Origin of the sequence: Halomonas sp. G15 (assembly GCF_021282295.1) — a bacterium.
Taxonomy (GTDB): domain Bacteria; phylum Pseudomonadota; class Gammaproteobacteria; order Pseudomonadales; family Halomonadaceae; genus Halomonas; species Halomonas alimentaria.
The window spans coordinates 41,145-62,995 of record NZ_JAJSPA010000001.1 but is presented as its reverse complement, the minus strand read 5'-3'; the positions used below and the strand labels follow the sequence as shown (position 1 = coordinate 62,995).

Annotated in this window: 28 protein-coding genes; 13 read left to right on the top strand and 15 right to left on the bottom strand. The window is 65.9% G+C overall.

The features are described 5' to 3' along the window. The first annotated feature begins 58 nt into the window (after positions 1 to 58). The 5 genes from rfaH to LWH48_RS00305 all read left to right on the top strand — a co-directional run bounded on the left by rfaH (position 59) and on the right by LWH48_RS00305 (position 3,237). Positions 59 to 592, top strand: a complete 534-nt coding sequence (gene rfaH, locus LWH48_RS00320) for a transcription/translation regulatory transformer protein RfaH (protein WP_161430430.1) — start codon at positions 59 to 61, stop codon at positions 590 to 592. A 53-nt stretch (positions 593 to 645) separates the two neighbouring features. Continuing rightward, positions 646 to 1,152, top strand: a complete 507-nt coding sequence (locus LWH48_RS00315; protein WP_232910827.1) for an FKBP-type peptidyl-prolyl cis-trans isomerase — start codon at positions 646 to 648, stop codon at positions 1,150 to 1,152. A gap of 129 nt (positions 1,153 to 1,281) precedes the next feature. Beyond that, positions 1,282 to 1,392, top strand: a complete 111-nt coding sequence (ccoM, locus tag LWH48_RS18335) for a cytochrome c oxidase subunit CcoM (RefSeq protein WP_276608735.1) — start codon at positions 1,282 to 1,284, stop codon at positions 1,390 to 1,392. Between the two features lie 229 nt (positions 1,393 to 1,621). Beyond that, positions 1,622 to 2,038, top strand: coding sequence for a hypothetical protein (locus tag LWH48_RS00310; protein ID WP_232910826.1), 417 nt, complete (start codon positions 1,622 to 1,624; stop codon positions 2,036 to 2,038). Beyond that, positions 2,038 to 3,237 (top strand): PqqD family peptide modification chaperone, encoded by a 1,200-nt coding sequence (locus LWH48_RS00305; protein WP_232910825.1) that lies wholly within the window; start codon positions 2,038 to 2,040, stop codon positions 3,235 to 3,237. The genes LWH48_RS00310 and LWH48_RS00305 overlap by 1 nt, the downstream gene beginning before the upstream one ends. A 10-nt stretch (positions 3,238 to 3,247) precedes the next feature. Here the strand turns inward: LWH48_RS00305 and LWH48_RS00300 are convergent, their stop codons facing one another. Further along, positions 3,248 to 3,895 carry a lytic transglycosylase domain-containing protein gene (locus LWH48_RS00300; protein ID WP_420841781.1) on the bottom strand — a complete coding sequence of 216 codons (648 nt, stop codon included), beginning with the start codon at positions 3,893 to 3,895 and terminating at the stop codon, positions 3,248 to 3,250. Between the two features lie 16 nt (positions 3,896 to 3,911). Next, on the bottom strand, positions 3,912 to 5,624 hold the full coding sequence (locus LWH48_RS00295) for a proline--tRNA ligase (RefSeq protein WP_232910823.1): 1,713 nt from the start codon (positions 5,622 to 5,624) through the stop codon (positions 3,912 to 3,914). 239 nt (positions 5,625 to 5,863) lie between these two features. On the opposite strand from LWH48_RS00295, the gene LWH48_RS00290 reads away from it, so the two are divergent. Continuing rightward, the gene (locus LWH48_RS00290) at positions 5,864 to 7,408 is read left to right on the top strand and encodes an acetyl-CoA hydrolase/transferase family protein (protein ID WP_232910822.1); all 1,545 of its coding nucleotides are present in this window, start codon (positions 5,864 to 5,866) and stop codon (positions 7,406 to 7,408) included. A 130-nt stretch (positions 7,409 to 7,538) separates the two neighbouring features. On the opposite strand, the gene LWH48_RS00285 is transcribed toward LWH48_RS00290, so the two are convergent. From LWH48_RS00285 to abiEi, 4 genes are all read right to left on the bottom strand, one after another. Beyond that, positions 7,539 to 8,729, bottom strand: coding sequence for a vWA domain-containing protein (locus LWH48_RS00285; RefSeq protein ID WP_232910821.1), 1,191 nt, complete (start codon positions 8,727 to 8,729; stop codon positions 7,539 to 7,541). Positions 8,730 to 8,732: 3 nt separating this feature from the next. Beyond that, positions 8,733 to 9,587 (bottom strand): AAA family ATPase, encoded by an 855-nt coding sequence (locus tag LWH48_RS00280; protein WP_213313138.1) that lies wholly within the window; start codon positions 9,585 to 9,587, stop codon positions 8,733 to 8,735. An 83-nt stretch (positions 9,588 to 9,670) separates the two neighbouring features. After that, positions 9,671 to 10,600 carry a nucleotidyl transferase AbiEii/AbiGii toxin family protein gene (locus tag LWH48_RS00275; RefSeq protein ID WP_232910820.1) on the bottom strand — a complete coding sequence of 310 codons (930 nt, stop codon included), beginning with the start codon at positions 10,598 to 10,600 and terminating at the stop codon, positions 9,671 to 9,673. Then, a complete protein-coding gene (gene abiEi, locus LWH48_RS00270; RefSeq protein WP_232910819.1) occupies positions 10,590 to 11,126 on the bottom strand; it encodes a type IV toxin-antitoxin system AbiEi family antitoxin in 537 nt (178 codons plus the stop codon). Before abiEi ends, LWH48_RS00275 begins: the two co-directional genes overlap by 11 nt. A gap of 83 nt (positions 11,127 to 11,209) precedes the next feature. On the opposite strand from abiEi, the gene LWH48_RS00265 reads away from it, so the two are divergent. Beyond that, a complete protein-coding gene (locus tag LWH48_RS00265; protein WP_232910818.1) occupies positions 11,210 to 11,530 on the top strand; it encodes a cupin domain-containing protein in 321 nt (106 codons plus the stop codon). Here the strand turns inward: LWH48_RS00265 and LWH48_RS00260 are convergent. Further along, positions 11,518 to 12,282 (bottom strand): SDR family oxidoreductase, encoded by a 765-nt coding sequence (locus LWH48_RS00260; protein ID WP_232910817.1) that lies wholly within the window; start codon positions 12,280 to 12,282, stop codon positions 11,518 to 11,520. The genes LWH48_RS00265 and LWH48_RS00260 overlap by 13 nt on opposite strands. Further along, positions 12,279 to 13,175 carry an NAD(P)-dependent oxidoreductase gene (locus LWH48_RS00255; RefSeq protein WP_161430456.1) on the bottom strand — a complete coding sequence of 299 codons (897 nt, stop codon included), beginning with the start codon at positions 13,173 to 13,175 and terminating at the stop codon, positions 12,279 to 12,281. Before LWH48_RS00255 ends, LWH48_RS00260 begins: the two co-directional genes overlap by 4 nt. Positions 13,176 to 13,210: 35 nt before the next feature. Between LWH48_RS00255 and LWH48_RS00250 the strand changes: the two genes are divergently transcribed. The 3 genes from LWH48_RS00250 (at position 13,211) to LWH48_RS18330 (ending at position 14,414) form a co-directional block, all read left to right on the top strand. Next, positions 13,211 to 13,504 carry a cation transporting ATPase C-terminal domain-containing protein gene (locus LWH48_RS00250; RefSeq protein WP_232910816.1) on the top strand — a complete coding sequence of 98 codons (294 nt, stop codon included), beginning with the start codon at positions 13,211 to 13,213 and terminating at the stop codon, positions 13,502 to 13,504. Positions 13,505 to 13,611: 107 nt separating this feature from the next. Then, positions 13,612 to 14,127 carry an amidohydrolase family protein gene (locus LWH48_RS00245; protein ID WP_232910815.1) on the top strand — a complete coding sequence of 172 codons (516 nt, stop codon included), beginning with the start codon at positions 13,612 to 13,614 and terminating at the stop codon, positions 14,125 to 14,127. 5 nt (positions 14,128 to 14,132) lie between these two features. Continuing rightward, on the top strand, positions 14,133 to 14,414 hold the full coding sequence (locus LWH48_RS18330; protein ID WP_232910814.1) for a cupin domain-containing protein: 282 nt from the start codon (positions 14,133 to 14,135) through the stop codon (positions 14,412 to 14,414). Here the strand turns inward: LWH48_RS18330 and LWH48_RS00235 are convergent. The 5 genes from LWH48_RS00235 to nhaD form a co-directional block, all read right to left on the bottom strand. Continuing rightward, positions 14,402 to 14,491, bottom strand: coding sequence for an SDR family oxidoreductase (locus LWH48_RS00235; RefSeq protein ID WP_232910813.1), 90 nt, complete (start codon positions 14,489 to 14,491; stop codon positions 14,402 to 14,404). The genes LWH48_RS18330 and LWH48_RS00235 overlap by 13 nt on opposite strands. A 9-nt stretch (positions 14,492 to 14,500) precedes the next feature. Continuing rightward, the gene (gene brnA / locus LWH48_RS00230; RefSeq protein WP_161430464.1) at positions 14,501 to 14,731 is read right to left on the bottom strand and encodes a type II toxin-antitoxin system BrnA family antitoxin; all 231 of its coding nucleotides are present in this window, start codon (positions 14,729 to 14,731) and stop codon (positions 14,501 to 14,503) included. Next, on the bottom strand, positions 14,718 to 14,984 hold the full coding sequence (locus LWH48_RS00225; protein WP_161430466.1) for a BrnT family toxin: 267 nt from the start codon (positions 14,982 to 14,984) through the stop codon (positions 14,718 to 14,720). Before LWH48_RS00225 ends, brnA begins: the two co-directional genes overlap by 14 nt. A gap of 65 nt (positions 14,985 to 15,049) precedes the next feature. Beyond that, on the bottom strand, positions 15,050 to 15,229 hold the full coding sequence (locus LWH48_RS00220) for a hypothetical protein (protein ID WP_232910812.1): 180 nt from the start codon (positions 15,227 to 15,229) through the stop codon (positions 15,050 to 15,052). Positions 15,230 to 15,263: 34 nt separating this feature from the next. Continuing rightward, positions 15,264 to 16,748 (bottom strand): sodium:proton antiporter NhaD, encoded by a 1,485-nt coding sequence (nhaD, locus tag LWH48_RS00215; protein WP_232910811.1) that lies wholly within the window; start codon positions 16,746 to 16,748, stop codon positions 15,264 to 15,266. 203 nt (positions 16,749 to 16,951) lie between these two features. Between nhaD and LWH48_RS00210 the strand changes: the two genes are divergently transcribed. Together LWH48_RS00210 and LWH48_RS00205 are read left to right on the top strand one after the other, a co-directional pair. After that, positions 16,952 to 17,254 carry a DUF1294 domain-containing protein gene (locus LWH48_RS00210; RefSeq protein ID WP_232910810.1) on the top strand — a complete coding sequence of 101 codons (303 nt, stop codon included), beginning with the start codon at positions 16,952 to 16,954 and terminating at the stop codon, positions 17,252 to 17,254. 4 nt (positions 17,255 to 17,258) lie between these two features. Next, complete coding sequence (locus LWH48_RS00205) at positions 17,259 to 19,637, top strand: DNA polymerase II (protein ID WP_232910809.1); 2,379 nt, start codon at positions 17,259 to 17,261, stop codon at positions 19,635 to 19,637. Positions 19,638 to 19,642: 5 nt separating this feature from the next. Here the strand turns inward: LWH48_RS00205 and LWH48_RS00200 are convergent, their stop codons facing one another. Then, a complete protein-coding gene (locus tag LWH48_RS00200) occupies positions 19,643 to 19,993 on the bottom strand; it encodes a carboxymuconolactone decarboxylase family protein (RefSeq protein WP_213313143.1) in 351 nt (116 codons plus the stop codon). A gap of 320 nt (positions 19,994 to 20,313) precedes the next feature. Between LWH48_RS00200 and trxC the strand changes: the two genes are divergently transcribed. Then, on the top strand, positions 20,314 to 20,751 hold the full coding sequence (trxC, locus tag LWH48_RS00195; RefSeq protein ID WP_232910808.1) for a thioredoxin TrxC: 438 nt from the start codon (positions 20,314 to 20,316) through the stop codon (positions 20,749 to 20,751). 25 nt (positions 20,752 to 20,776) lie between these two features. Here the strand turns inward: trxC and LWH48_RS00190 are convergent, their stop codons facing one another. Next, positions 20,777 to 21,808 carry a nucleoid-associated protein gene (locus LWH48_RS00190; RefSeq protein WP_232910807.1) on the bottom strand — a complete coding sequence of 344 codons (1,032 nt, stop codon included), beginning with the start codon at positions 21,806 to 21,808 and terminating at the stop codon, positions 20,777 to 20,779. Positions 21,809 to 21,851 lie beyond the last annotated feature (43 nt).

Here is a 21,851-nt window from a genome sequence, read left to right as displayed (position 1 = left end):
CAGCCGATTGTTGCAGAGCCCCGGCAGCGATACCAGCGTGCAGCGTGAAGGGAGAGACATGAACGAGAGCGATGTGATCCGCGACGAAGGTGAAGCAGCGGTACCTCGCTGGTATGCGATCCAGTGCAAGGGCGGCGAATCCTTCCGCGCCACCGAGAACCTGGTCAATCAGGGCTTCGAGGTCTTTCATCCGGTGCTCGAGGTGCAGAAGAAGCGCCGCGGCAAGCTGACCTGGGTGGTCGAGCCGCTGTTTCCCTATTATCTGTTCATCCGCCTCGACCGGCTGGTGAGCAACTGGCGTCCCATCCGCTCCACCCGAGGCGTGCTGAAGCTGGTCAGCTTCGGCGAGACGCCCATCGCCGTGGATGATGCCCTGGTAGAGACGCTGCGCGAGAAGGGCAGCGAGCGCGACCAGGATGCCAACCTCTACTTCCATGCCGGCGAGGCGGTGCAGATCACCGACGGCCCCTTCAAGGAGCTGCAGGCAGTGTTCGAGAGCCACAAGGGTGAGGAGCGCGCCATCGTGCTGCTCAACCTGCTGCATCGCCAGCAGCGCCTGGAGATGCCGGTGGCCAATCTGCGCCGCAACTGAGTCGGTCACCGCCGCCGGCTTCCACCCGTGATACCCCCATTCAGGAGATCCGCATGACCATTGCCCCTCAGCGCGTCGTCACCCTGCACTATGTCCTCAGTGACGCCGACGGCCAGGTCCTCGATGACTCCCGTGCTCGCCAGCAGCCCCTCGAGTACCTGCATGGCCACCACAATATCGTCGCCGGCCTGGAGCGAGCCCTGGATGGCCAGGACACCGGGGCCGAGCTGACGGTGACACTGATGCCGGCCGAGGCCTACGGCCTGCGCGACGAGGCGCTGCAGCGTGAGGTGGGGCGTGACGCCTTCCCGGTTCCCGAGCTCGCGCCGGGCATGCGCTTCCAGACGCCCGGGGATGATGGTCCCGAGATCGTCACCGTCATCGAGGTGCGCGATGACAGCGTACTGATCGACACCAACCACCCCCTGGCCGGCCACACACTGCGCTATGCGCTCCAGGTGCTGTCGGTGCGTGATGCCACTCGCGCCGAGCTGGCCAAGGGCCACCCCCTGCCCCCCGACACCGATCACACCCAGGTCGAGGACAAGAAGCTGCCCTGAAAACTGACCTGAATCAATTACGCTCCCTCTCTCGTCAGCCCCCGGGGCGTAACTTGATTCAGGTCAGGTTTCCCCTTGCCTTCCCGGTCTACAGTGCACTCAACACATCGAGTCGGGGAGGACACCACCATGTATCTGGATGACGCCGTAATCTTCGGGCTGGTCACCGTCGCGATGATGATCGCTTTCATGGGTGGCTGGATTGCCTTCATCGTGCGGGACCACCGCAAGAAGCACTGAAGCCAGCTGCAGCACGAGTCGTCAGGGGAGGGGGGAATCTTTCCCCCCAGTGGGCCGACCTTCACGGGTCGGCCTTTTTTTCGTGTGTGTGATCAGCCGGTGTCGCGGTTCGGCAACGCCCGTGGAACAAATCGACAACGCTTCTCCGGCGGCGGCATCTCGCGGCCTCAGTGGCTAGGATGAACAGTGTTCGAGCAAGACACTGCTCGCCGAGCCGCAGGAGGTTCCCATGTCACACCACGATCATGAAATCGAGGCCGCCGAGACCCATCGTCGGCGTCGGCGCCGGCTCCTCGCCACCCTCGGCGTGGGCCTGGCCGGTGCCTATGTTGCCCCCACGCTGTTCAGCGTCGGCCAGGCCCAGGCCTGGGATGGGCGCCGCCGTTCGCGTCCCAGTCGCTCCCGGCCCAGCTGGTCGCGCCCCAGCCGCTCTCGGCCCAGTCGCTACGACGGCGCCTATCGGCGGCACGAGCGGGCCCGTCAGGAGCGCCACTATCGCCGCGGCGATGACCGCTATCGCCGGGACGACCGCTACTACTCGCGGCGTGAATACGAGCACGACCGTCGCCGGCTGCGCGACTATCGTGAAGACCCGGTGACCATCGTCGAGGATATCGTCTTCGGTCGCCCCGATCGCCGCTGGTAATGGCCGACGCCCAAGATATTTCCCTGCCCGGCCTCGGTCGCATCCTGCGCGTGCAGGAGGCGCCCGAGGTCGTCGCGGCCCTCAGCCAGGCGTTGCCGGGTTGGCCATTCTCCGTCGCGCGTGCCCGGGGCCTGGCACCGGCCATCCGCCTGCGGCGCAGTCGCGGAGGCTATCTGCAGCGCTCGCCCCAGCTTCCCCGAGGTCTCGAACTGCCGACGCCGGCCTCGGCAGTGTGCAGCCTGATCGCGGATCTGGGTGGCGATTTTCTCGATCGGGATGGTTCGCTGCTGGGCCTGCACTGCGCCAGCGTGGAGGTGGGTGGCCGCCTGGTGCTGTTTCCCGAGAGCCATCGCGCCGGCAAGAGCACCCTGGCGGTGGCCTTTGCCGCGGCCGGTTACCGGCTCTTTGGCGATGATGTGCTGGGCCTGACTCGGGAAGGCAAGGGGGTGGGCCTGGGCATCGCGCCTCGGCTGCGCCTGCCGATGCCCGAGACGTTGGCTCCGGAGCTGATCGACTATGCCGAGGCCCATGCCGGTCCCGAGGATGCCCGCTACCGCTTCGTGGTGCCGGCCGGGAATGCCCTGGCTCGCCATGGGGAATCGGGTCCGGTGGGGGCACTGGTGCTGCTGGAGCGAGATGACCAGGCGAGCATTCCCGAGGTCGTCCGGCTCCAGCCGGGAGAGGGGCTGTTGCAGCTGCTCTCCCAGAACTTTGCCCGGCATGCCGCTCCCGAATCGCTCATGACACACCTGCTGCCGCTGATGCAGCGCGTTCCCTGCCTGCTGCTGCGCTATGCCGAGCCGCTGGCAGCGGCCCGCCACCTGGGCGCCGTGCTCGAGGGTGACGAGAGTGAGGCTGGCCAGGGAGAGAGCGACAGGTTCGTGGTGGCCAGGCGTGAGGCCTCGCCGTCTAGCGGCCCGGCCCCCGCAGGGCGGCACTGGCTGGCGACTCGTGAGGCGAGAAGCTACCCGCTAGGTCGTGAGCTGTTCCTGATCCAACCTGCCAGCGGTGCCATTCATCGCTTGAACGCCACCGGCGAGGCGGTCTGGAGACTGCTGTGTCAGGAGCCGCTCAGCGGGGAGGAGCTGGGGGAGCTGTTGGCCGAACACTTCGGTGAGCCGCTCGAGGCGGTCAGCGAAGATGTCGGCTGGTTGCTGGCGGGGCTTGCCGATGCCGGCCTGGTGGCTGCCGTCGAGTAGCAGGCAGCACCTATCTCTGCACCGTGACGCGCTCCTCGGCGGGGCGCCAGTGGCGCTGCCAGGCTCGCATCACGCGTTCCGGGTACCAGGTCTTGCCCAGGCTGCCGTTGTAGCGGGCCAGGGCCCGGGTGAAGTCGCCGCGCTCCACTGCCAGGTAGTGGGCGAGTATCGTGCAGCCATAGCGCAGGTTTCGCCACGGATCCTTGAGGTCGTCGGCGGGTAGGCCCAGTTCCCGGATCCAGAACGGCATGATCTGCATCAGCCCCACCGCCCCGGCCGAAGAAACCGCCTCGACCTGGAAGGCACTCTCCACCTGGATCAGGGCCAGTACCAGCTCGGGAGGCAGCCCCGCCAGCGTCGCCTCGTGATAGACACGACGCAGCAGCTCGCTGCGCAGCATTGGATCCTTCACATGGCGCGACAGCGCCGGCTCCATGGCGGTAAACCACTGGCGTGCGGCCCACACCTCGGCCGGGTCACGGGAGATGGAGAGGGTCTCGTCGAGGGTGGTGCGCAGCGTATGTGGGGTATCCGGCAGCGGCTGGACCAGCAGCGGCCGACTATCGGCCGCCAGGGATGCCAGGAAATCGCCGTCATCGGCCGCTACACCCGCCGCCAGCAGGCTGCTTGCCAGCATGGCGGCAAGTGAGCGGCGCATCCTGGCCAAGATGAAACTAGCCGATCTGGATCTTGTGGCGCAGGAAGTCGAGGATCTCCCCGGCCGGCACCATGGTAGCTTCGCTGTCACGGCGTCCCTTGTACTCCAGTTCACCCTTGTCCAGTCCGCGATCCCCGACCACCAGGCGGTGCGGCAGGCCCATCAGCTCATGGTCGGCAAACTTCACGCCGGGGCGCAGGTCGCGGTCGTCCAGCAGTACCTCGAAACCGGCGGCGGTCAGCTCGGCGTAGAGTTTCTCCGACTCCTCGCGCACGCGCTGCGACTTGTGGGCATTCATCGGCACCAGCGCGATATGGAAGGGCGCGATGGGGTCTGGCCAGATGATGCCGGCGTCGTCGTGGTTCTGCTCGATGGCAGCCGCCACCACGCGGGTCACCCCGATACCATAGCAGCCCATCCAGGGATGAATGGCACGACCTTCGTCGCCCAGCACGGTGGCATTCATCGCCTCGCTGTACTTGCGTCCCAGCTGGAAGACGTGGCCCACCTCGATGCCGCGCTTGATGGAGAGCGTGCCCTGGCCGTCCGGCGAGGGGTCGCCCTCGACCACGTTGCGGATATCGGCCACCTTGGGCAGCGCCACATCGCGCTCCCAGTTGATGCCGAAGTAATGCTTGCCGTCGATGTTGGCGCCGGCGCCGAAGTCGCCCATCAGCGCCACCGAGCGATCGATGATCACCGGCATGTCGAGGTTGACCGGACCCAGGGAGCCGGGGCCGGCACCCACCACGGCGCGGATCTCCTCCTCGCTTGCCATGGTCAGCGGTGCCGCCACCTCGGGGAGGTTCTCGGCCTTGACCTCGTTGAGCTCGTGGTCGCCACGCACCAGCAGGGCGATCAGGCCGCCCTCGGCGGCGTGGACCATCAGGGTCTTGATCGTCTTCTCGATGGGCAGGCCGTGCTGCTCCACCAGGGCGGCGATGGTCCTGGCATCGGGGGTGTCGACCAGGCGCAGCTCTTCGCTCGGCGCGGCGCGCTCGCCCTGAGGCGGCAGTGCCTCGGCCTTCTCCATATTGGCCGCGTAGTCGGAGCCGGTAGAGAAGACGATGTCGTCCTCGCCGGAGTCGGCCAGCACGTGGAACTCGTGGGAGCCGGTGCCGCCGATGGCGCCGTTGTCGGCGATCACCGGGCGGAAGTCCAGTCCCAGGCGGGTGAAGATCCGCGTATAGGCGTCGTACATCGCCTGGTAGGTCTCCTTGAGGGAGTCCTCGTCGACGTGGAAGGAGTAGGCATCCTTCATGATGAACTCGCGCGAGCGCATCACTCCGAAGCGCGGGCGGATCTCGTCACGGAACTTGGTCTGGATCTGGTAGAAGTTGGCCGGCAGCTGCTTGTAGCTGGAGATCTCCTTGCGGACCAGGTCGGTGATCACTTCCTCGTGGGTGGGGCCCACGCAGTAGTCGCGATCGTGGCGGTCCTTGAGGCGCAGCAGCTCGGGGCCGTACTGCTCCCAGCGGCCGGACTCCTGCCACAGTTCGGCGGGCTGGACCGCCGGCATCAGCACCTCCTGGGCGCCGGCCCGATCCATCTCCTCGCGCACGATGCGTTCGACCTTGCGCAGGGTCTTGAGCCCCAAAGGCAGCCAGGTGTAGAGGCCGGAGGTGAGGCGGCGGATCATGCCTGAACGCAGCATCAGCTGGTGGCTGATGACTTCCGCATCGGCGGGGGTTTCCTTCAGGGTGGCGATCAGCATCTGGGTGGCGCGCATGGGTCCGGCGTGTCCTCGGTGGTCAAACGGGATGGCCGCAAGGGCGGCAATGTTGGAGGCATTGTACGGCGAAGCCGGGGGCGCGGCAAAAGCCGTCGCGCCGTGGGCCGGCGTTGCGCTGGGCCTTGATGCGGATCAACTTGATCACGCTTATGTATAGCAAGCTAAAAGAAAGCATGAAATCATCATGCCGTGATCCAATTCTGCGGCCTCGCCGCGGATCGTGAAAGGAGACGACCTTGGACAAGCTGGACAGGAATTCCATCGAAGCGCGCTGCCGCTGGCCCGGCTGGCAGGACAAGCTGTGCTCCGCCGCAGAGGCCTCTGCCCTGATCGAAGATGGCATGACCGTGGGCATGAGCGGCTTCACTCGGGCCGGAGAGGCCAAGGAAGTACCGCGGGCACTGGCCGAGCGCGCCGCCCTGGACCCGTTCTCGATCACCCTGATGACCGGGGCCTCGCTGGGCAACGACCTGGACAAGCTGCTCACCGATGCCAACGTGCTGTCGCGGCGTATGCCGTTCCAGGTCGACGCCACCCTGCGCCGCGCCATCAACGACGGCCGGGTGATGTTTATCGACCAGCATCTCTCCGAGACGGTGGAGCTGCTGCGCAACCGCCAGCTGGCCGAGCTCGACGTGGCCGTGGTGGAAGCCTGCGCGATCACCGAGGAGGGCGGTATCGTGCCCACCACCTCGGTGGGCAACTCGGCCAGCTACGCGATCCTCGCCGACAAGGTGATCATCGAGCTCAACCTCGACTCGCCCGCCGAGCTGGAGGGGCTGCACGATATCTATATCCCCCAGATGCGGCCCACGCGCCCGCCGATTCCGGTGGTGGCGCCGGACTCGCGCATCGGCACGCCCTATATACCGATCGATCCGGAGAAGATCGCCGCCATCGTCGTCACCCGCGGCAAGGACAGTCCCTCCACGGTGCTGCCGCCGGACGCCGATACCCGACATATCGCCGATCACCTGATCCGCTTCTTCTCCGCTGAGGTGAGTGCGGGGCGTCTTGCCCCCTCCCTGCTGCCGCTCCAGGCCGGCATCGGCACCATGGCCAACGCGGTGATGAGCGGGCTGGCCGAGGGTCCCTTCGAGCACCTCACCATGTACTCCGAGGTGCTGCAGGATTCCACCTTCGACCTGCTGGATGCCGGCAAGCTCGACTTCGCCTCCGGCTGCTCCATCACCCTCTCCGAGGCGTGTGGCGAGCGGGTCTGGTCGAACCTGGACGCCTATCGCGATCGCCTGATCCTGCGCCCCCAGGAGCTCTCCAACCACCCGGGCATCGTGCGCCGTCTGGGCATCATCGCCGTCAACACGGCGCTGGAGGTGGATATCTACGGCAACGTCAACTCCACCCATGTGGGCGGCACCAGGATGATGAACGGCATCGGTGGTTCCGGTGACTTCGCCCGCAACGCCCAGCTCTCGGTGTTCGTCACCAAGTCGGTGGCCAAGGACGGCGATCTCTCAAGCGTGGTGCCCTTCGTCAGCCACGTGGACCATACCGAGCACGATGTGGATGTGCTGGTGACCGAGCATGGGCTGGCCGACCTGCGTGGCCTGGCGCCGCGGGAGCGCGCCGAGAGGGTGATCGAGCAGTGTGCCGACCCGCTCTATCGCCCGGCGCTGCGTCGCTATTTCGAGGAGGCCTGTCGGCGTGGCGGTCACACGCCGCACTGCCTGGAGCAGGCGCTGTCGTGGCATATCGCCGTGGAGCGTGATGGCCATATGCGCAGCCTTCAGGAGCAGGACGCCGAGGCCGTGGGCGCCTGAGCGCCCGGTGCAGGCCGTAACCGCGGCCGGCTCGGCCGATACCGCCACCCGATAGCCCCGAGGTAGTAGCCCTGAGGAAATAGCCCCGAGGGGCTATACGGCGTCCCGATAGCCCTCGGGGGCTATCGTCCTACCGGGCCAGCTCCCGCATGGCGTTCTCCAGCCCCTCAAGGGTCATGGGGTACATGCGGTCATCGATCAGCTGGCGGATCAGCTGGGTGGAGTGGGTGTAGTCCCAGGCGTGCGGCGGCATGGGGTTGAGCCAGGCCAGGCGCGGGAACTTGTCCGCCAGGCGCTTGAGCCACACGGCCCCGGCCTCGTCGTTGAAGTGCTCCACGCTGCCGCCGGGATGGGTGATCTCGTACGGTGACATGGCAGCGTCACCGACGATTACTACCTGGTAGTCGTCGCCATAGGTGTGCAACACATCCAGGGTGGGGATGCGCTCGGCCTGGCGGCGGGACTGGTCGTGAGCATTGCTGCGCCATAGCCCCTCGTAGGGGCAGTTGTGGAAGTAGTAGGCCTCCAGGTGCTTGAACTCGGAGCGCGCCGCCGAGAAGAGCTCCTCGCAGGTGCGGATATGGTCATCCATGGAGCCGCCCACATCGAGGAGCAGCAGCACCTTCACCGCGTTGTGACGTTCGGGGCGCATCTGCACGTTGAGCAGGCCGGCGTCCCGGGCCGTCTCGCGGATGGTGGCGTCGACATCGAATTCCTCCGCGGCCCCCTGGCGTGCGAACTTGCGCAGCCGGCGTAGCGCCATCTTGATATTGCGGGTGCCAAGCTCCAGGGAGTCGTCGTAGTCGCGGAAGCGGCGCTCGTCCCACACCTTCACCGCGCGGCGGTGGCGGGAGCCGTCCTGGCCGATGCGGATCCCTTCGGGGTTGTAGCCATAGGCGCCGAAGGGGCTGGTGCCGCCGGTACCGATCCACTTGTTGCCGCCGGCGTGGCGCTCTTTCTGCTCCTCGAGGCGCTGCTTGAAGGTCTCGATCAGTTTCTCGAGCCCGCCCAGGGACTCGATCTGCGCCTGCTCCTCCGCTGAGAGCTGCTTCTCGAACTCCCGGCGCAGCCAGTCGTCGGGGATCAGCGCCTCGATGGCGGCGTCGAGGTTCTCCAGGCCCTCGAACCAGGCGGCAAAGGCGCGATCGAAGCGGTCGAAGTGGCGCTCATCCTTGACCATCACGGTGCGGGCAATGCGGTAGAAGGCCTCCATGTCGGCGAACACCACGCCGCGCTCCACCACCGCGTGGAGGTCGAGCAGCTCGCGCAGCGATACCGGCACCCCGGCGCGCTTGAGGGTCTCGAACAGGCCGATAAACATGGGTCAGCGCCTCTGGTTGCCCTGGCGGCGCATCATGAAGGCCAGCCGCTCCAGTAACTGCGTATCCTGCTCGTTCTTGACCAGTGCCCCGGCCAGCGGCGGGATCGCCTTGGCGGGGTCGCGCTGGTAGAGCGCCTCCCGGGCCAGGTCGTCGGCCATCAACAGCTTCAGCCAGTCCACCAGCTCCGAGGTCGAGGGTTTCTTCTTGAGTCCCGGCGCCTGGCGCAGCTCGAAGAACACCTCCAGCGCCTCGCCGACCAGCTTCGGGGCGATCTCGGGGAAGTGCACGTCGACGATCGCCTGCATGGTCTCGCGGTCGGGGAACTCGATGTAGTGGAAGAAGCAGCGGCGCAGGAAGGCGTCGGGGAGCTCCTTCTCGTTGTTGGAGGTGATGACGATGATCGGGCGGTGTTTCGCGCGGATGGTCTCGCCGGTCTCGTAGACATGGAACTCCATGCGATCCAGCTCCTGGAGCAGGTCGTTGGGGAATTCGATGTCCGCCTTGTCGATCTCGTCTATCAGCAGCACCACCCGCTCGTCGGCGGTGAAGGCGTCCCACAGCTTGCCGGGCTTGATGTAGTTGGCGACGTTCTCCACCCCTTCGACCCCGAGTTGGGAGTCGCGCAGGCGGCTTACTGCATCATATTCGTAGAGCCCCTGGGCCGCCTTGGTGGAGGACTTGATATGCCAGGTGTGCAGCTCGGTGCCTAATGATGCCGCCAGCTCCTCGGCGAGCAGGGTCTTGCCGGTGCCCGGCTCGCCCTTGATCAGCAGCGGACGCTCCAGGGTCACGGCGGCGTTGACCGCCTGCTTGAGGGCCTCGGTGGCCACATAGGTGGAAGTGGAATCAAACGCCATGAATCTTGCCTCGGCTTGTCGTCAGCGGGTCAAAGGGATTCGAACGAGTGTACGGAAGGGCAGTGGCGGGGACAAATATCGCCCTACATGGGAAATGGCGGGGCAGCCTCGGAGACCCGACCGCTATCTAGTTGCTGGACTACCCGGTTGATCAGCTCCGCGACAGTGGTGGCGAGGTAGGTTGAAAACCTGGCCTTGGAGAGAGTCCTGTCTAGCACGTCCTGGGGCAGGAAGCGCAGCATCTCTTCAGTAAATGGACGGCTCTGTACGATGTCGGCAAGCTGAGCCTGTCGTTGTCTTGCCCTCTCGAGGTAATGTTCCACTCGGTAATCCTCGAGCTTTCTCCGGACAAGGTCGACCTCGACCTTGGCGCCCTGTTGGGCTAGCCAGGCGAGATCCCAGATATCCCGGTGGCGGATATAACGCTGGTTGTTGACTAGCGATACCAGCTTGTCGGCCATGACCTCGTCGAGGGTTTCCATCATGACCAGGGTGTCGCGGTAACCATCCGGAAGGAAGTCATAGTTTAGCCGTAGTGGGCGAGGCTCCCGTGTATAGGCCGGCACATTGGCGATTTCCAGCTTGATGCGCTGCTGGGGAACATCGCGGCGTGCCGGAGCCGTCACTACGGATAGCTGCCATTTATCGACTCGCACATCCGCATAGTTTGGCTCCTGCCGAAGTTCTGCAGGTTGCTTGACGTTAACCGTCAACTGGTAGCGTTTCGCGACGTAATGCTCGAGACATCGCTTGATATCGGCCATCTGAGCGGAAGCGAACAGGCGACCACCGACGAAGTCTAGGTCCTCGCTGAATCGTGAGGCGCCGTGACAGAGTCGCAGTGAGGTGCCTCCCTGAAAAGTGAGGTCCTCGAGCAGGCCCTCCTGGTCGAGTGCGAAGAGCATGTCGTAATGCAGAAGTTCCTTCTCGATCACCGGGCGCATGGCCTTTAGCCCGCTGACCCGCATGGCTCTTTCCACCAGTGTTTCGAAATCCTCGGGCTCAATCCGCATGCAGGGTCTCCATATCGACCAGGTGGCGATTGCGCCCTACACGCTTGAGGTCGGACCAGGCCGCCTCGCGAGTGGCTACGCGCAGAGGTCGCCCAGCATCAACCATGCGCATCAGCAGTTCACGCACGGGGCGCTTGGTATGTGTGAACTCGATAGTGCCGAAGGGGGTTCGATAGGTCCCGCTGCGTCCGGTCGTCATGATAGTCAAGCGGTCAAGCGGAATCTGGGAGATGGCACCGTACTCCGACAAGGCAGACTCTAGGCTGAGGTAGTTGTACTCGCCCCTGCGCAAGGCGGCGGCTAGGCGTTCAAGGATATGGATATCGCCTCCGTCGCCATGTGGGTAGACGTATACTCCACGGCAGGCGCGCACCAGCAAGCCCTGCTTGACCAGCCGGTTGAGGCCCTCCTTGCGTGTTTTGGGGCTATCTTCAGGAAATAGCTTGGCCAGGTCTTGAACCAGGAAGATGTATTTCCCCAGCTGACGCCAGTGCTCAAATCGTACCTGTGCCGTCTTGTAGTCCATTAACAAGTCTACAGTTAGACTATTTGTATTTAGTCTAGTTGTAGACTTGTTGGCTGGCAACCTCACACCCCAGAGCAGACATCATGCGCCACAATATCTTTGCATTGCCTCCAGGCACCCTGGAATCGGAGCAGTTCGATGAGCTGGCGGCCGGCAAGGACGTGCGCATCGAGCGCATCGTCTCCCGTGGCCACACCTCACCGGAGGAGGGCTGGTATGACCAGCCGCAGCACGAGTGGGTGACGGTGCTGCAGGGGCGGGCGGTGCTCGCATTCGCCTCGGGGGAGGAGGTCGAGCTGGCGCCTGGCGACCATCTCACGATCCCGGCCCACTGCCGACACCGTGTGAAGTGGACGGATCCTCAGCAGGCGACTGTCTGGCTGGCGGTGCACTATTCCGCATAGAGCATCCTGCGGGTCATGCCGCCATCCACCACCAGGTTCTGGCCCGTAACGAAGCCCGCCTCGTCGGAGAGCAGGAAGGCCGCCATGGCGGCGATATCCTCGGGGCGCCCCACGCGCCCGACCGGGTGCTGGTCGCGATCGATATCGCGATGCTCGACGGGCGTGCGCCTGGCCGCCTTCTGCTTGTCGCCGACCTCGATCCATCCCGGGCTGATGGCGTTGACGCGAATCTCGGGGCCCAGGCTGACCGCCAGGGCGTGGGTGAGCGCCACCACCCCGCCCTTGCTGGCGGCATACGCCTCGGTGTTGGGTTCCGACTGTAGCGCCCGGGTGGAGGCCATCAGCACCATGGCGCCGTGGCTTGTGCGCAGGTGGGGCGCGGCGTGCTTGGCACAGAGCATCGCCCCGGTAAGGTTGGTGTCGAGGTAGGCCTGCCAGGTGTCGAGAGACAGCGACTCCACCGGGCCCTGGAAGGGGTCGGCCAGGCCGGCATTGTGGATCACACCGTCGAGCCGACCGAAGAGGGCCACCGTCCTGTCGAGGCTTTCGGCCACCTGGCGCTCGTCGCGCACGTCCGAGACCATGGCAAGCAGGCGATCGGGATGTGCGAGGCGCTCGCGGCACTCGGCCACCGCCTCGGCGTCGATATCGGTCAGCGCCACGCGGTAACCGCGGCCGAGCAGGTGCTCGGCGATGCCCAGGCCGATGCCCTGGGCGCCGCCGGTGAGATAGATCACGCGGGGTTCGCTCATGCGCCGCTCCCCTTGCGGGCGGGGCGGTAGGCCTCCACCAGGGTCGCCGGGTCGTGCTCGGCATGGCCGCGGGTGGCGTGGGCGCGCAGCAGCTGGGCGGCCAGGCCGCTCATGGGCGTGGCGCTGGCGCTGCGGCGGCTCTGGGCCACCGCCATGTCCAGGTCCTTGAGCAGGGTACGCAGGTGCCAGGGCGGGTCGGCGAAGTCGCTCGCCGCCATGCGCGGGGTGAGGATCCGGAAGGGGGTGGAGTCCGCGAAGCCGCCTGCCAGCGCCTCGGTCAATCGGCCGGCTTCCACGCCGCTGGCCTCGGCGAGTGCCACCATCTCGGCGAGCACCGCGGCCTGACAGCCCACCACCATCTGGTTGCACACCTTGGTGACCTGGCCGGCACCCACCGGGCCCATATGGGTCACCCGCGTGGCCAGTGGGGCGAGCAGCGGGCGCAGGGCGTCGATCCGCGCCGCCTCACCGCCGGCCATCATCACCAGGCTCCCCGCCTCGGCGCCGGCCACGCCCCCGGAGACCGGGCAGTCGACCCAGGCCATGCCGCAGCGTTCCTCGAGCCTCACGGCGAAGTCACGGGTCGCCTCGGGGTCGCTGCTCGAGAAGTCGATCAGGGTCTGGCCGTGGTGGCCATGCTCCGCCACGCCGCCCTCGCCGAACACCACGGCTTCCACTACCTCGGTATTGGCCAGGCAGAGCATCACCACGTCCACTTTCTGCACCAGCTCGCCAATGGAGCCGGCGACCCTGGCTCCGGCGCTGCCCAACGTCTCTGCCTTGGCGGGGGTGCGGTTCCAGACGGTGACCTCGAAGCCGGCGTCGAGCAGGCGGCGGGTCATGGGGTCGCCCATCAGGCCGAGGCCGATGAAGCCGAGCGTGGGGTGGGGCATGGAGGGTCTCCTGGCGAAGTGGACTGAGAGGCAGCATGCGTGATGGACGGGTTTTTCGGCAACTCGGCGTGTCCGCCAAGGCGCGCTTCCCTTTTATGCCACCGCTTCAGTTCCTGTTCGGCACCGCACCCCTGGGTGCGATGGAGTGGGGCGGCATCCTGGCCTTCGGCGTGGTGCTCTTCTTCCTGGTGGAACTGGAAAAGGCCCTCTTCAGGCGGCGCACCCGGAGCGTGAAGGGACGAGGCCGGCGAAGGAAGGGTCGGCCATGGCGCCGGCCAGGATTTCGGACTAATTTAATGAGATCTCAGGAAGTGGGTGGCAAGACTTGATGCCGCTCAAGACCAGTCGCCCCCCCCTGGCGGGGTCCCATCCCGCTGACACGCCATGCCCGCCAGTGGAGGCGGCATCGACCGGCCACCCAGACAAGGAATCCCTCATGCTGCCTGCCGTTCGCCCCTTGCCACCGCTTTCGCCTGCGACTCATCACGACCATGGGGCCTGTTGCTGCGGCTCCCCGCTGCTGCAGCGCTTCCATGAGCGGATGATGGCGGAGATCAGCCGCCGCCACTTCCTGGGTGGCACGGCCGCCCTCATGGCGCTGTTTGCCGGCCTTCATGCCCCCTTCGCGGTGGGGAAGAAGTCACGGGAGCGCGAGGGACCGCTGCTGCTGACCCACCTGAGGCTGTTCGACGGCAGCGGTTCGCCGCTGCGCGACAACTTGGCGGTGCGGGTGGTGGAGGGGCGTATCGAGGCCATCCTGCCCGGTGATGCCGACCCCGAGGGGGCCGAGGTGATCGATTGCGGTGGCCGTGTGGTGATGCCGGGGCTGATCGATGCCCACTGGCACACCACCCTGGCCGCTATCACCCAGGTGGCGGCGATGACCGCTGACGTGGGCTATATGCACCTGGTGGCGGCCCGGGAGGTGGAGCGCACCCTGATGCGCGGGTGACCAGCGTGCGCGACGTGGGCGGGCCCTCCTTCGCGCTCAAGCGCGCCATCGACGAGGGCATCGTGTCGCGCGGCCATACCTCGCCCGATACCGGCTGGTACGACCAGCCGCGCCACGAGTGGGTGCTGGTGCTCAAGGGCCAGGGAGTGGTGGCCTTCGAGAATGGCGAGTCGGTGAGGCTCGGCCCGGGCGACCATCTCACGATCCCGGCCCACTGCCGGCACCGTGTGAAGTGGACGGATCCTCAGCAGGCGACTGCCTGGCTGGCGGTGCACTACTCCGCATAGAGCAGCATGCCACCGTCCACCACCAGATTCTGGCCGGTGATGAAGCCTGCCTCGTCGGAGAGCAGGAAGGCCGCCATGGTGGTGGATCAATGCGGCTGATGCTGCTCGAGCCTCTCGGCCAGCCAGATCTTGATGATCGATTGTCGTGTCACCCCCAGCCGAGCTGCCTCGCGATCCAGAGAGTCGATCATCCAGGTAGGGAAGTCGACATTGACGCGCTTCTGTTTCCTGAGGGGGCGTCTGGCGTTGTCCAGATCCAGCTCTTCGGTGATGTCGTCACCGTCATCGAAGCACCTGTCGAGTTCAGTCGCTTTCATATAACTCAACCTCTCTGCTGCGGGCCCGCCTGACGGAGATAAAACGGATTCGAGCCCCGCGGTAGGTGATGATACCGGACCAGTGTTTCTCACCAATCCTGCCGATGACCACGTAACGAGGCTCATCGGTCGACTTTGCCGGTATCTCGAGCAGGTCGGGGTCCTGCCAGAGCAGCTGCGCCTCGACAAAATCGATGCCGTGCTTGTCACGATTCGCCTCGCTTTTTCGAGGGTCATACTCGAAGCTGGTCATGAGTAGAAACTATACCTTTTTTGGCGCTTCCGAAAAGCCATTATTCGAGCGGATGAGTGAATGTTTCATTGTCGAGGGCGGTAGGCCTCCACCAGAGTCGCCGGGTCGTGTTCGGCATGGCCGCGGATGGCGTGGGCGCGCAGCAGCTGGGCGCCCACCGGGCCCATGTGGGTGACACTCAAGGCCAACGGGGCGAGCAGCGGGCGCAGGGCGTCGATCCGCGCCGCCTCACCGCCAGCCTTCATCATGCGGTCCGAGGAAAATCACGGCAACCCGTTGCTACCCGTAGACCTGGAAGCTCCCGGCGTTGAGCCACAGGTGCACCAGGATGCTGGCGACATACCCCAGGGCGATTATCGGCGCCCAGCGCAAGTGGCCAGCGAAGGTGTAGTAGCCGCGGGCCTGGCCCATCAGTGCCACCCCGGCGGCGGAGCCGATGGAGAGCAGGCTGCCACCCACGCCGGCGGTCAGGGTGATCAGCAGCCAGTGGCCGTGGGACATCTCCGGCTGCATGGTCAGCACCGCGAACATCACCGGGATGTTGTCCACCACCGCCGAGATCAGGCCCAGGGCGATGTTGGCCCAGGTGGCGTCCCAGCCGGTGTAGAGCGCCTCGGAGAGCAGGCCGAGATAGCCCATGAACCCCAGGCCCCCCACGCACATTACCACGCCGTAGAAGAACAGCAGGGTGTCCCACTCGGCGCGCGCAACACGGTTGAAGACGTCGAAGGGCAACACGCTGCCGAGCTGGGCCAGACGCTTGTCGTCGCCCAGGCGCGTGTAGCGGGCGCGCTTGCGTTCCAGTGAGCGGGGCAGGGTACGGCGCAGGAAGAAGCCGAAGAACTGCAGGTAGCCCAGGCCCGTCATCATGCCCAGCACCGGCGGAAGGTGCAGCAGGCTGTGGCAGGCCACGGCGGTGGCCACGGTGAGCAGGAAGAGCAGCACGATGCGGCGTGCGCCACGCTTGAGTTCCACCTCCTCCTGCACACCCTCCGGGGTGCGATTGCCGATGAACAGGCTCATGGCGAGGGCGGGTACCAGGAAGTTGACCAGCGAGGGGCCCAGGAGGGCGAAGAACTCGTAGAACTTGACCATGCCGGCCTGCCACACCATCAGGGTGGTGATATCGCCGAAGGGGCTGAAGGCGCCGCCGGCGTTGGCCGCTACCACGATATTGATGCACGCCATGTTGATGAAGCGCTTGTCGCCCTCGGCCACCTTGATCACCACCGCGCACATCAGCATGGCGGTGGTCAGGTTGTCGGCGATGGGGGAGATCACGAAGGCCAGGCCGCCGGTGATCCAGAACAGCTGTCGATAGCTGAAACCCTTGCGCACCATCCAGGCGCGCAGGGCATCGAACACCCGGCGCTCCTCCATGGCGTTGATATAGGTCATCGCCACCAGCAGGAACAGCATCAGCTCGGTGAACTCGAGCAGGGTCTCGCGGAAGGCGTGCTCGGCATCAATGGGCATGCCGGCCTGCACATAGACCCAGCCGATCAGCGCCCAGATCAGGCCGGCGGCGATCAGCACCGGCTTGGACTTGCGCATATGCAGCTTCTCCTCGCCCATGACGAGCGCATAGGCGAGGATGAACAGCGCCACCGCCACGAATCCGGAAAGCGACCCGGTCAGGTCCAGGGGGCCGGTGGCGGCATGGGCGGGAGCGCCGGCAAGCAGCAGAACGGAAACGACGGACAGCAGAAGACCCGGCCGGCGGAGGTTCCGCGGCCAGGCTGAAGGGTGACAGCCGGTAGGCATGGCAGTGTGTCCTGGGAAGGAAGGGAAGGGTGGAAAAGCCCCTTCCTTATAGCACGCGATGCTGCGCTGCGGTATCGACGCGCACTCCCCAGGCCATGCCAATTCGGCATGATCCCTCTCGAGCTGCTTCCCGGCCATGGAGTGCGGTAGGCTCCCTCTTCCAATCAACCCGGCACTCGCATGCCCAAGGTGAGGTTAACGCGATGATCTGGATACTCGGTGTCTACCTGCTGGCAAGCCTGGTGGCCCTGGGCCTGTATGGCATCGACAAGGCCGCGGCGCGCCGAGATCGGCGACGCATCCGCGAGTCGACCCTGCAGCTTGTCGCTCTGGTGGGAGGCTGGCCCGGCGCCCTGCTGGCGCGGCGCTGGTTTCGCCACAAGACCCGTAAGCAGCCCTTCGGGATGATCCTCTGGGGATGCGTCGCCTTGAATCTTGGCGCCGTGACCTGGCTGGCCATGGCGGATTCCGCGGCAGGGCTGCGGCGACTGGTCGCCCTGGGGTAGCCCTTTGCCGAGTCGACAAGGATTCATCCTGACCCGCCACTGGCAGGATGCCGCCGAGGGCATCCGGGTGTGGCTGTGGCTGGCCACCGATGAGGGGCCACTGTGCGTCACCCTGCCAGTGCAGCACGCGGTGGCCTTCCTGCCGGCTGAGCAGCGTGCCGAGGCCGAAGCGGTGGTCGGTAGCGAAGCGGGCCTCGAGCTGCGTGGCCTCGAGCTGAAAGACTTTCGGCACCGACCGGTCCTTGGGCTATATGCGCGGCACTATCGTCAGCTGCAGGCGGCGGAGCGTCGCCTGCAGGAGGTTGGCGTCACGCTCTACGAGGCCGACATCCGTCCTCCGGAGCGCTATCTGATGGAGCGGTTCATCACCGCGCCCGTTGAGGTGCAGGGGTCTCCGGACGGGGAGGGTGGCCTGGTCGAGGCGCGCCTGCGCCCGGCCCCCGACTACCGCCCACGTCTGCGCACGGTCTCGCTGGATATCGAGACCAGCGCCCGGGGCGAGCTCTACTCCATTGCTCTGGAAGGCTGCGGGCAGCGCCAGGTCTACATGCTGGGGCCGGCCAACGGCGAGTCAGGCGAGCGGGACTTTTGTCTCGACTACTGCGCCACCCGAGGCGAGCTTCTCGAACGGCTGAACGCCTGGTTCGCCGAGTTCGATCCCGATGCCATCATCGGCTGGAACCTGGTTCAGTTTGACCTGCGTCTGCTGCATGAGCATTCCCGGCAGTTGGGAGTGCCGCTGAGGCTCGGGCGCGGCGGGGCACAACTCGAGCTGCGCGCCCATGGCCACCAGCCCAGCCATCTCTTTGCCACTGCCGAGGGGCGGCTGATCATCGATGGCATCGAGGCGCTGCGCTCGGCTACCTGGAGCTTTCCCTCCTTCAGCCTGGAGAACGTGGCCCAGGCACTGCTCGGCGAGGGCAAGGCGATCGAAGATCCCTACCGGTGCCTCGACGATATCCTGCGCATGTTCGCCGAGGACAAGCCGGCGCTTGCCCGCTACAACCTCAAGGATTGTGAGCTTGTCACTCGCATCTTCGCCAGGACCGAGCTGCTGACCTTCCTGCTGGAGCGGGCCACGGTGACCGGCATGCCCGCCGACCGCAGCGGCGGCTCGGTGGCGGCCTTTACCCACCTCTACCTGCCACGGCTGCACCGGCTGGGATGGGTGGCACCCAACCTCGGTGAGGGAGAGGCGGCCGAGAGCCCCGGTGGCTTAGTGATGGACTCCCGTCCGGGACTTTACGATTCGGTGCTGGTGCTGGATTTCAAGAGTCTCTATCCCTCCATCATCCGCAGCTTCCTGATCGACCCGGCGGGGCTGGTGGCGGGGTTGGCCGAGCCCTCTGACGCAGCTTCGGTGCCGGGTTTTCGCGAGGCCCGCTTCTCGCGCACCCGCCATGCACTGCCGGCCATCGTCGAGCGGGTCTGGGCGGGTCGCGAGGTGGCCAAGGCGGAGGGCAACGCGCCGCTCTCACAGGCGCTGAAGATCATCATGAACAGCTTCTACGGCGTACTGGGTTCCCGGGGCTGTCGCTTCTTCGATGCACGTCTCGCCTCGTCGATCACCCTGCGCGGGCACGAGATCATGCGACGGACGCGTGAACTGATCGAGGATAAGGGATATACCGTTATCTATGGCGACACCGACTCTACCTTTGTCTGGCTCGGGCGGGCCTGTGGAGAGGCCGACGCCGCGGCAATCGGAAAGGCGCTCGTGGACCACGTCAACGCCTGGTGGCGCGACCATCTGGAGGTCGAATATGGCCTGGCCAGTGCCCTGGAGCTGCAGTTTGAGACCCACTATCGACGCTTCCTGATGCCTACCATCCGCGGTACCGAAGCGGGCAGCAAGAAGCGCTATGCCGGACTGGTGTGCGATCCAGCAGGGGAGGAGCGGATCGTCTTCAAGGGCATGGAGACGGTACGCAGCGACTGGACGCCACTGGCGCAACAGTTTCAGCGCGAGCTATACCGGCGCATCTTCCAGGATGAACCGTACCGGGACTACGTGCGTGGCTACGTGGCTGCCTTTATCGAAGGCGCCAGAGGCACGTCGCTGGATGAGCGGCTGGTCTACCGCAAGCGTCTGCGGCGTCGCCTGGAGGAGTACCGACGCAACGTGCCGCCCCATGTTCGGGCGGCCCGCCTGGCCGATGTCGAGAATGATCGGCTGGGCCGTCCGCGCCGCTATCAGCGTGGTGGCTGGATTCGCTACGTGATCACCGTGGCCGGTCCGCAGCCTCTGGAGGCGTGGCATTCGCCCATCGATATCGACCACTACCTGAGCCGCCAGCTGCAACCTGTGGCGGATGCCATCCTGCCCTTCGTGGGCGACGACTTCGCCGCTCTGGTCGATCGCCAGCTGGGGCTGTTCGGCTAGCCCGCTCAGCCGCGCTCGGCGGCGAAGGTGTCGTAGGCTTCCAGCGCCTGGGCGCCGGTGGTGAAGGCCGGGCCGCCACCCATGTAGATACCCACGCCGATGGTCTCCATGATCTCGTCGCGGCTGGCACCGAGATCCGCGGCCGCCTTGGCGTGGAAGGCGATGCAGCCCTCGCAGCGGGTGCTGATGCCGATGGCCAGGGCCATTAGCTCTTTGTGCTTATGGGACAGGGCGCCATCGACGTTGGCCCCCTTGGCCATCTGCGTAAAGCCTTTGGCGACCTCGGGAACGCCCTTGCGTACCTCCTGCATGAGGGCAGAGAGGTCCTGGGTGGTCTTCTTCCAATCCTTGTGCATCGCGCAAACCTCAACGTGGTTATCAGGGTATTCGGTAGCGCGATATGCTAGGGCTCGGACCGATCCGCCACCGTGATCTGGGTCAACTCCCTCACCGTCCAGTGTCGGGCGGAATGTCGCACTCATGAGCCACTGGTGAAGGCATCGCGGGTCTCGACAGACAGGGAAGGAGGGCAGCATGCGCCGACCATAGCGGTCGGGCAAGGTACCCGCATGGCAACTCGGGGTGGCCACAGGGAGGCGCGACGGCGTGTCGCTTGAAGGGGAGGCGGGCAGGCGCCATATTCGAGAGGGATGATTTTCTGCCTGGAGACTCCACCATGTCCGACGCCCTGACCCTGGGATGCCCCTATTGCCACGCCGTCAACCGCGTCAGCCGGGCGCGCCTGAACGACGGTCCCACCTGCGGCAAGTGCAAGCAGCCACTCTTTACCGGCGAGCCGGTGGCGCTGACCTCGGCCAACTTCCGGGCCCTGGTGGAGCGCAGCGAACTGCCTGTGGTGGTGGACTTTTGGGCCGGCTGGTGCGGTCCCTGCAAGATGATGGCGCCGATCTTTGCCGAGGCGGCCCGCGAGCTGGAGCCGCGCATGCGCTTCGCCAAGCTCGATACCGAGGCGGAACAGGCATTGGCCGGGCGCTTCGGCATCCGCAGCATTCCCACCCTGATCGTGTTCAAGGGCGGGCGCGAGGTGGCACGCCAGGCCGGCGCGATGCAGGGGTCACAGCTGCGTCAGTGGTTGCAGCCCCACCTCGTGTGAGTCCTGCTGCCAGGGAGGCACACGGCTATCCCTGGCGCTTGAGCTGCTCCTTCAACTGCTTGGGCACCTGCTTGATGATCAGCCGGTCGCTCTGCTCGTCGTACTCCACGCTGGAGCCCAGCAGGTGGGAGTCGAAGCTGATCGAGACCCCGCCCGCGCGGCCAGTGAAGCGCTTGAACTGGTTGAGGGTCTTCCTGTCCGGCGGGATCTCCGGCGACAGCCCGTAGTCGGCGTTACGAATGTGGTCGTAGAAGGCCTTGGGCTGCTGCTCGTCGAGCAGGCCCGAGAGCTCCTCCAGGGTCACCGGCTCTCCGCGACTGGCTTGCTCGCTGGCATAGTCGACCAGCGTCTCGGTCTTCTCGCGGCTGGCCTCTTCGGCCAGATCCTCCTTCTCCACGTAGTCGCTGAAGGCCTTGAGCAGGGTGCGGGTCTCTCCCGGGGCATCGACGCCTTCAACCCCGCCGAGCAGCGCCGCAAACCCCTCGGCCAGCGCCTTTCCGCCGCGCTCGCGGGTCCAGGAGAGGTACTGCCGGGAATCGCCGCTTTGCCACTGGCTGATATCCAGCCGAGCGGCCAGGCTCATCTGCGTCAGGTTGAGCTGGCGTGCCGGTACCGGCTGCAGGGCCTCGTCGATGGCGAACCCCTCGCGATGGTGCAGCAGGGCCAGGGTCAGGAAGCGCGCATCGCCGAAACGGGTATCCAGCACCATCAGATCGCCGGATACCGAGAGGTGCGCGTCCAGCAGCCTGGCCAGACGCTCGGCGATGCCGCGCGTCAGGGTAACGAAGTCGCGCTTATCCGCGAGGTAGTCGGTGATCTCCGCGGCCAGCGGAGAGGCGGGCGCGTCGGCTTCCTCACCCTCCACGTTGCCGGCCCCCATTGTCGTATCGCTGAAGTGGCCCCAGGCCTTGCTCTTGGCGTGGTAGGCCCGCGTCAGGCCCTCGAGCATGGCCTCCAGGGTATCCGAGGCGGACAGAGGCTCGCTTGCTGCCAGCAGGCGGGCCGGGGCGTCGCCGGCTTTCTCGATGCGATGAACGATGGCGTTGAGAATCGGCATGGGGGCTCCCGCGGTGGTGGACGAGGAGCCGGATGATACCTGT

Coding starts and splice junctions, on each gene's coding strand:
- rfaH (WP_161430430.1), top strand. CDS start 59: ATGAACGAGAGCGATGTGATCCGCGACGAAGGTGAAGCAGCGGTACCT.
- LWH48_RS00315 (WP_232910827.1), top strand. CDS start 646: ATGACCATTGCCCCTCAGCGCGTCGTCACCCTGCACTATGTCCTCAGT.
- ccoM (WP_276608735.1), top strand. CDS start 1,282: ATGTATCTGGATGACGCCGTAATCTTCGGGCTGGTCACCGTCGCGATG.
- LWH48_RS00310 (WP_232910826.1), top strand. CDS start 1,622: ATGTCACACCACGATCATGAAATCGAGGCCGCCGAGACCCATCGTCGG.
- LWH48_RS00305 (WP_232910825.1), top strand. CDS start 2,038: ATGGCCGACGCCCAAGATATTTCCCTGCCCGGCCTCGGTCGCATCCTG.
- LWH48_RS00300 (WP_420841781.1), bottom strand. CDS start 3,895: ATGCGCCGCTCACTTGCCGCCATGCTGGCAAGCAGCCTGCTGGCGGCG.
- LWH48_RS00295 (WP_232910823.1), bottom strand. CDS start 5,624: ATGCGCGCCACCCAGATGCTGATCGCCACCCTGAAGGAAACCCCCGCC.
- LWH48_RS00285 (WP_232910821.1), bottom strand. CDS start 8,729: ATGTTTATCGGCCTGTTCGAGACCCTCAAGCGCGCCGGGGTGCCGGTA.
- LWH48_RS00280 (WP_213313138.1), bottom strand. CDS start 9,587: ATGGCGTTTGATTCCACTTCCACCTATGTGGCCACCGAGGCCCTCAAG.
- LWH48_RS00275 (WP_232910820.1), bottom strand. CDS start 10,600: ATGCGGATTGAGCCCGAGGATTTCGAAACACTGGTGGAAAGAGCCATG.
- abiEi (WP_232910819.1), bottom strand. CDS start 11,126: ATGGACTACAAGACGGCACAGGTACGATTTGAGCACTGGCGTCAGCTG.
- LWH48_RS00265 (WP_232910818.1), top strand. CDS start 11,210: ATGCGCCACAATATCTTTGCATTGCCTCCAGGCACCCTGGAATCGGAG.
- LWH48_RS00260 (WP_232910817.1), bottom strand. CDS start 12,282: ATGAGCGAACCCCGCGTGATCTATCTCACCGGCGGCGCCCAGGGCATC.
- LWH48_RS00255 (WP_161430456.1), bottom strand. CDS start 13,175: ATGCCCCACCCCACGCTCGGCTTCATCGGCCTCGGCCTGATGGGCGAC.
- LWH48_RS00250 (WP_232910816.1), top strand. CDS start 13,211: ATGCGTGATGGACGGGTTTTTCGGCAACTCGGCGTGTCCGCCAAGGCG.
- LWH48_RS00245 (WP_232910815.1), top strand. CDS start 13,612: ATGCTGCCTGCCGTTCGCCCCTTGCCACCGCTTTCGCCTGCGACTCAT.
- LWH48_RS00235 (WP_232910813.1), bottom strand. CDS start 14,491: ATGGCGGCCTTCCTGCTCTCCGACGAGGCAGGCTTCATCACCGGCCAG.
- brnA (WP_161430464.1), bottom strand. CDS start 14,731: ATGAAAGCGACTGAACTCGACAGGTGCTTCGATGACGGTGACGACATC.
- LWH48_RS00225 (WP_161430466.1), bottom strand. CDS start 14,984: ATGACCAGCTTCGAGTATGACCCTCGAAAAAGCGAGGCGAATCGTGAC.
- LWH48_RS00220 (WP_232910812.1), bottom strand. CDS start 15,229: ATGAAGGCTGGCGGTGAGGCGGCGCGGATCGACGCCCTGCGCCCGCTG.
- nhaD (WP_232910811.1), bottom strand. CDS start 16,748: ATGCCTACCGGCTGTCACCCTTCAGCCTGGCCGCGGAACCTCCGCCGG.
- LWH48_RS00210 (WP_232910810.1), top strand. CDS start 16,952: ATGATCTGGATACTCGGTGTCTACCTGCTGGCAAGCCTGGTGGCCCTG.
- LWH48_RS00200 (WP_213313143.1), bottom strand. CDS start 19,993: ATGCACAAGGATTGGAAGAAGACCACCCAGGACCTCTCTGCCCTCATG.
- trxC (WP_232910808.1), top strand. CDS start 20,314: ATGTCCGACGCCCTGACCCTGGGATGCCCCTATTGCCACGCCGTCAAC.
- LWH48_RS00190 (WP_232910807.1), bottom strand. CDS start 21,808: ATGCCGATTCTCAACGCCATCGTTCATCGCATCGAGAAAGCCGGCGAC.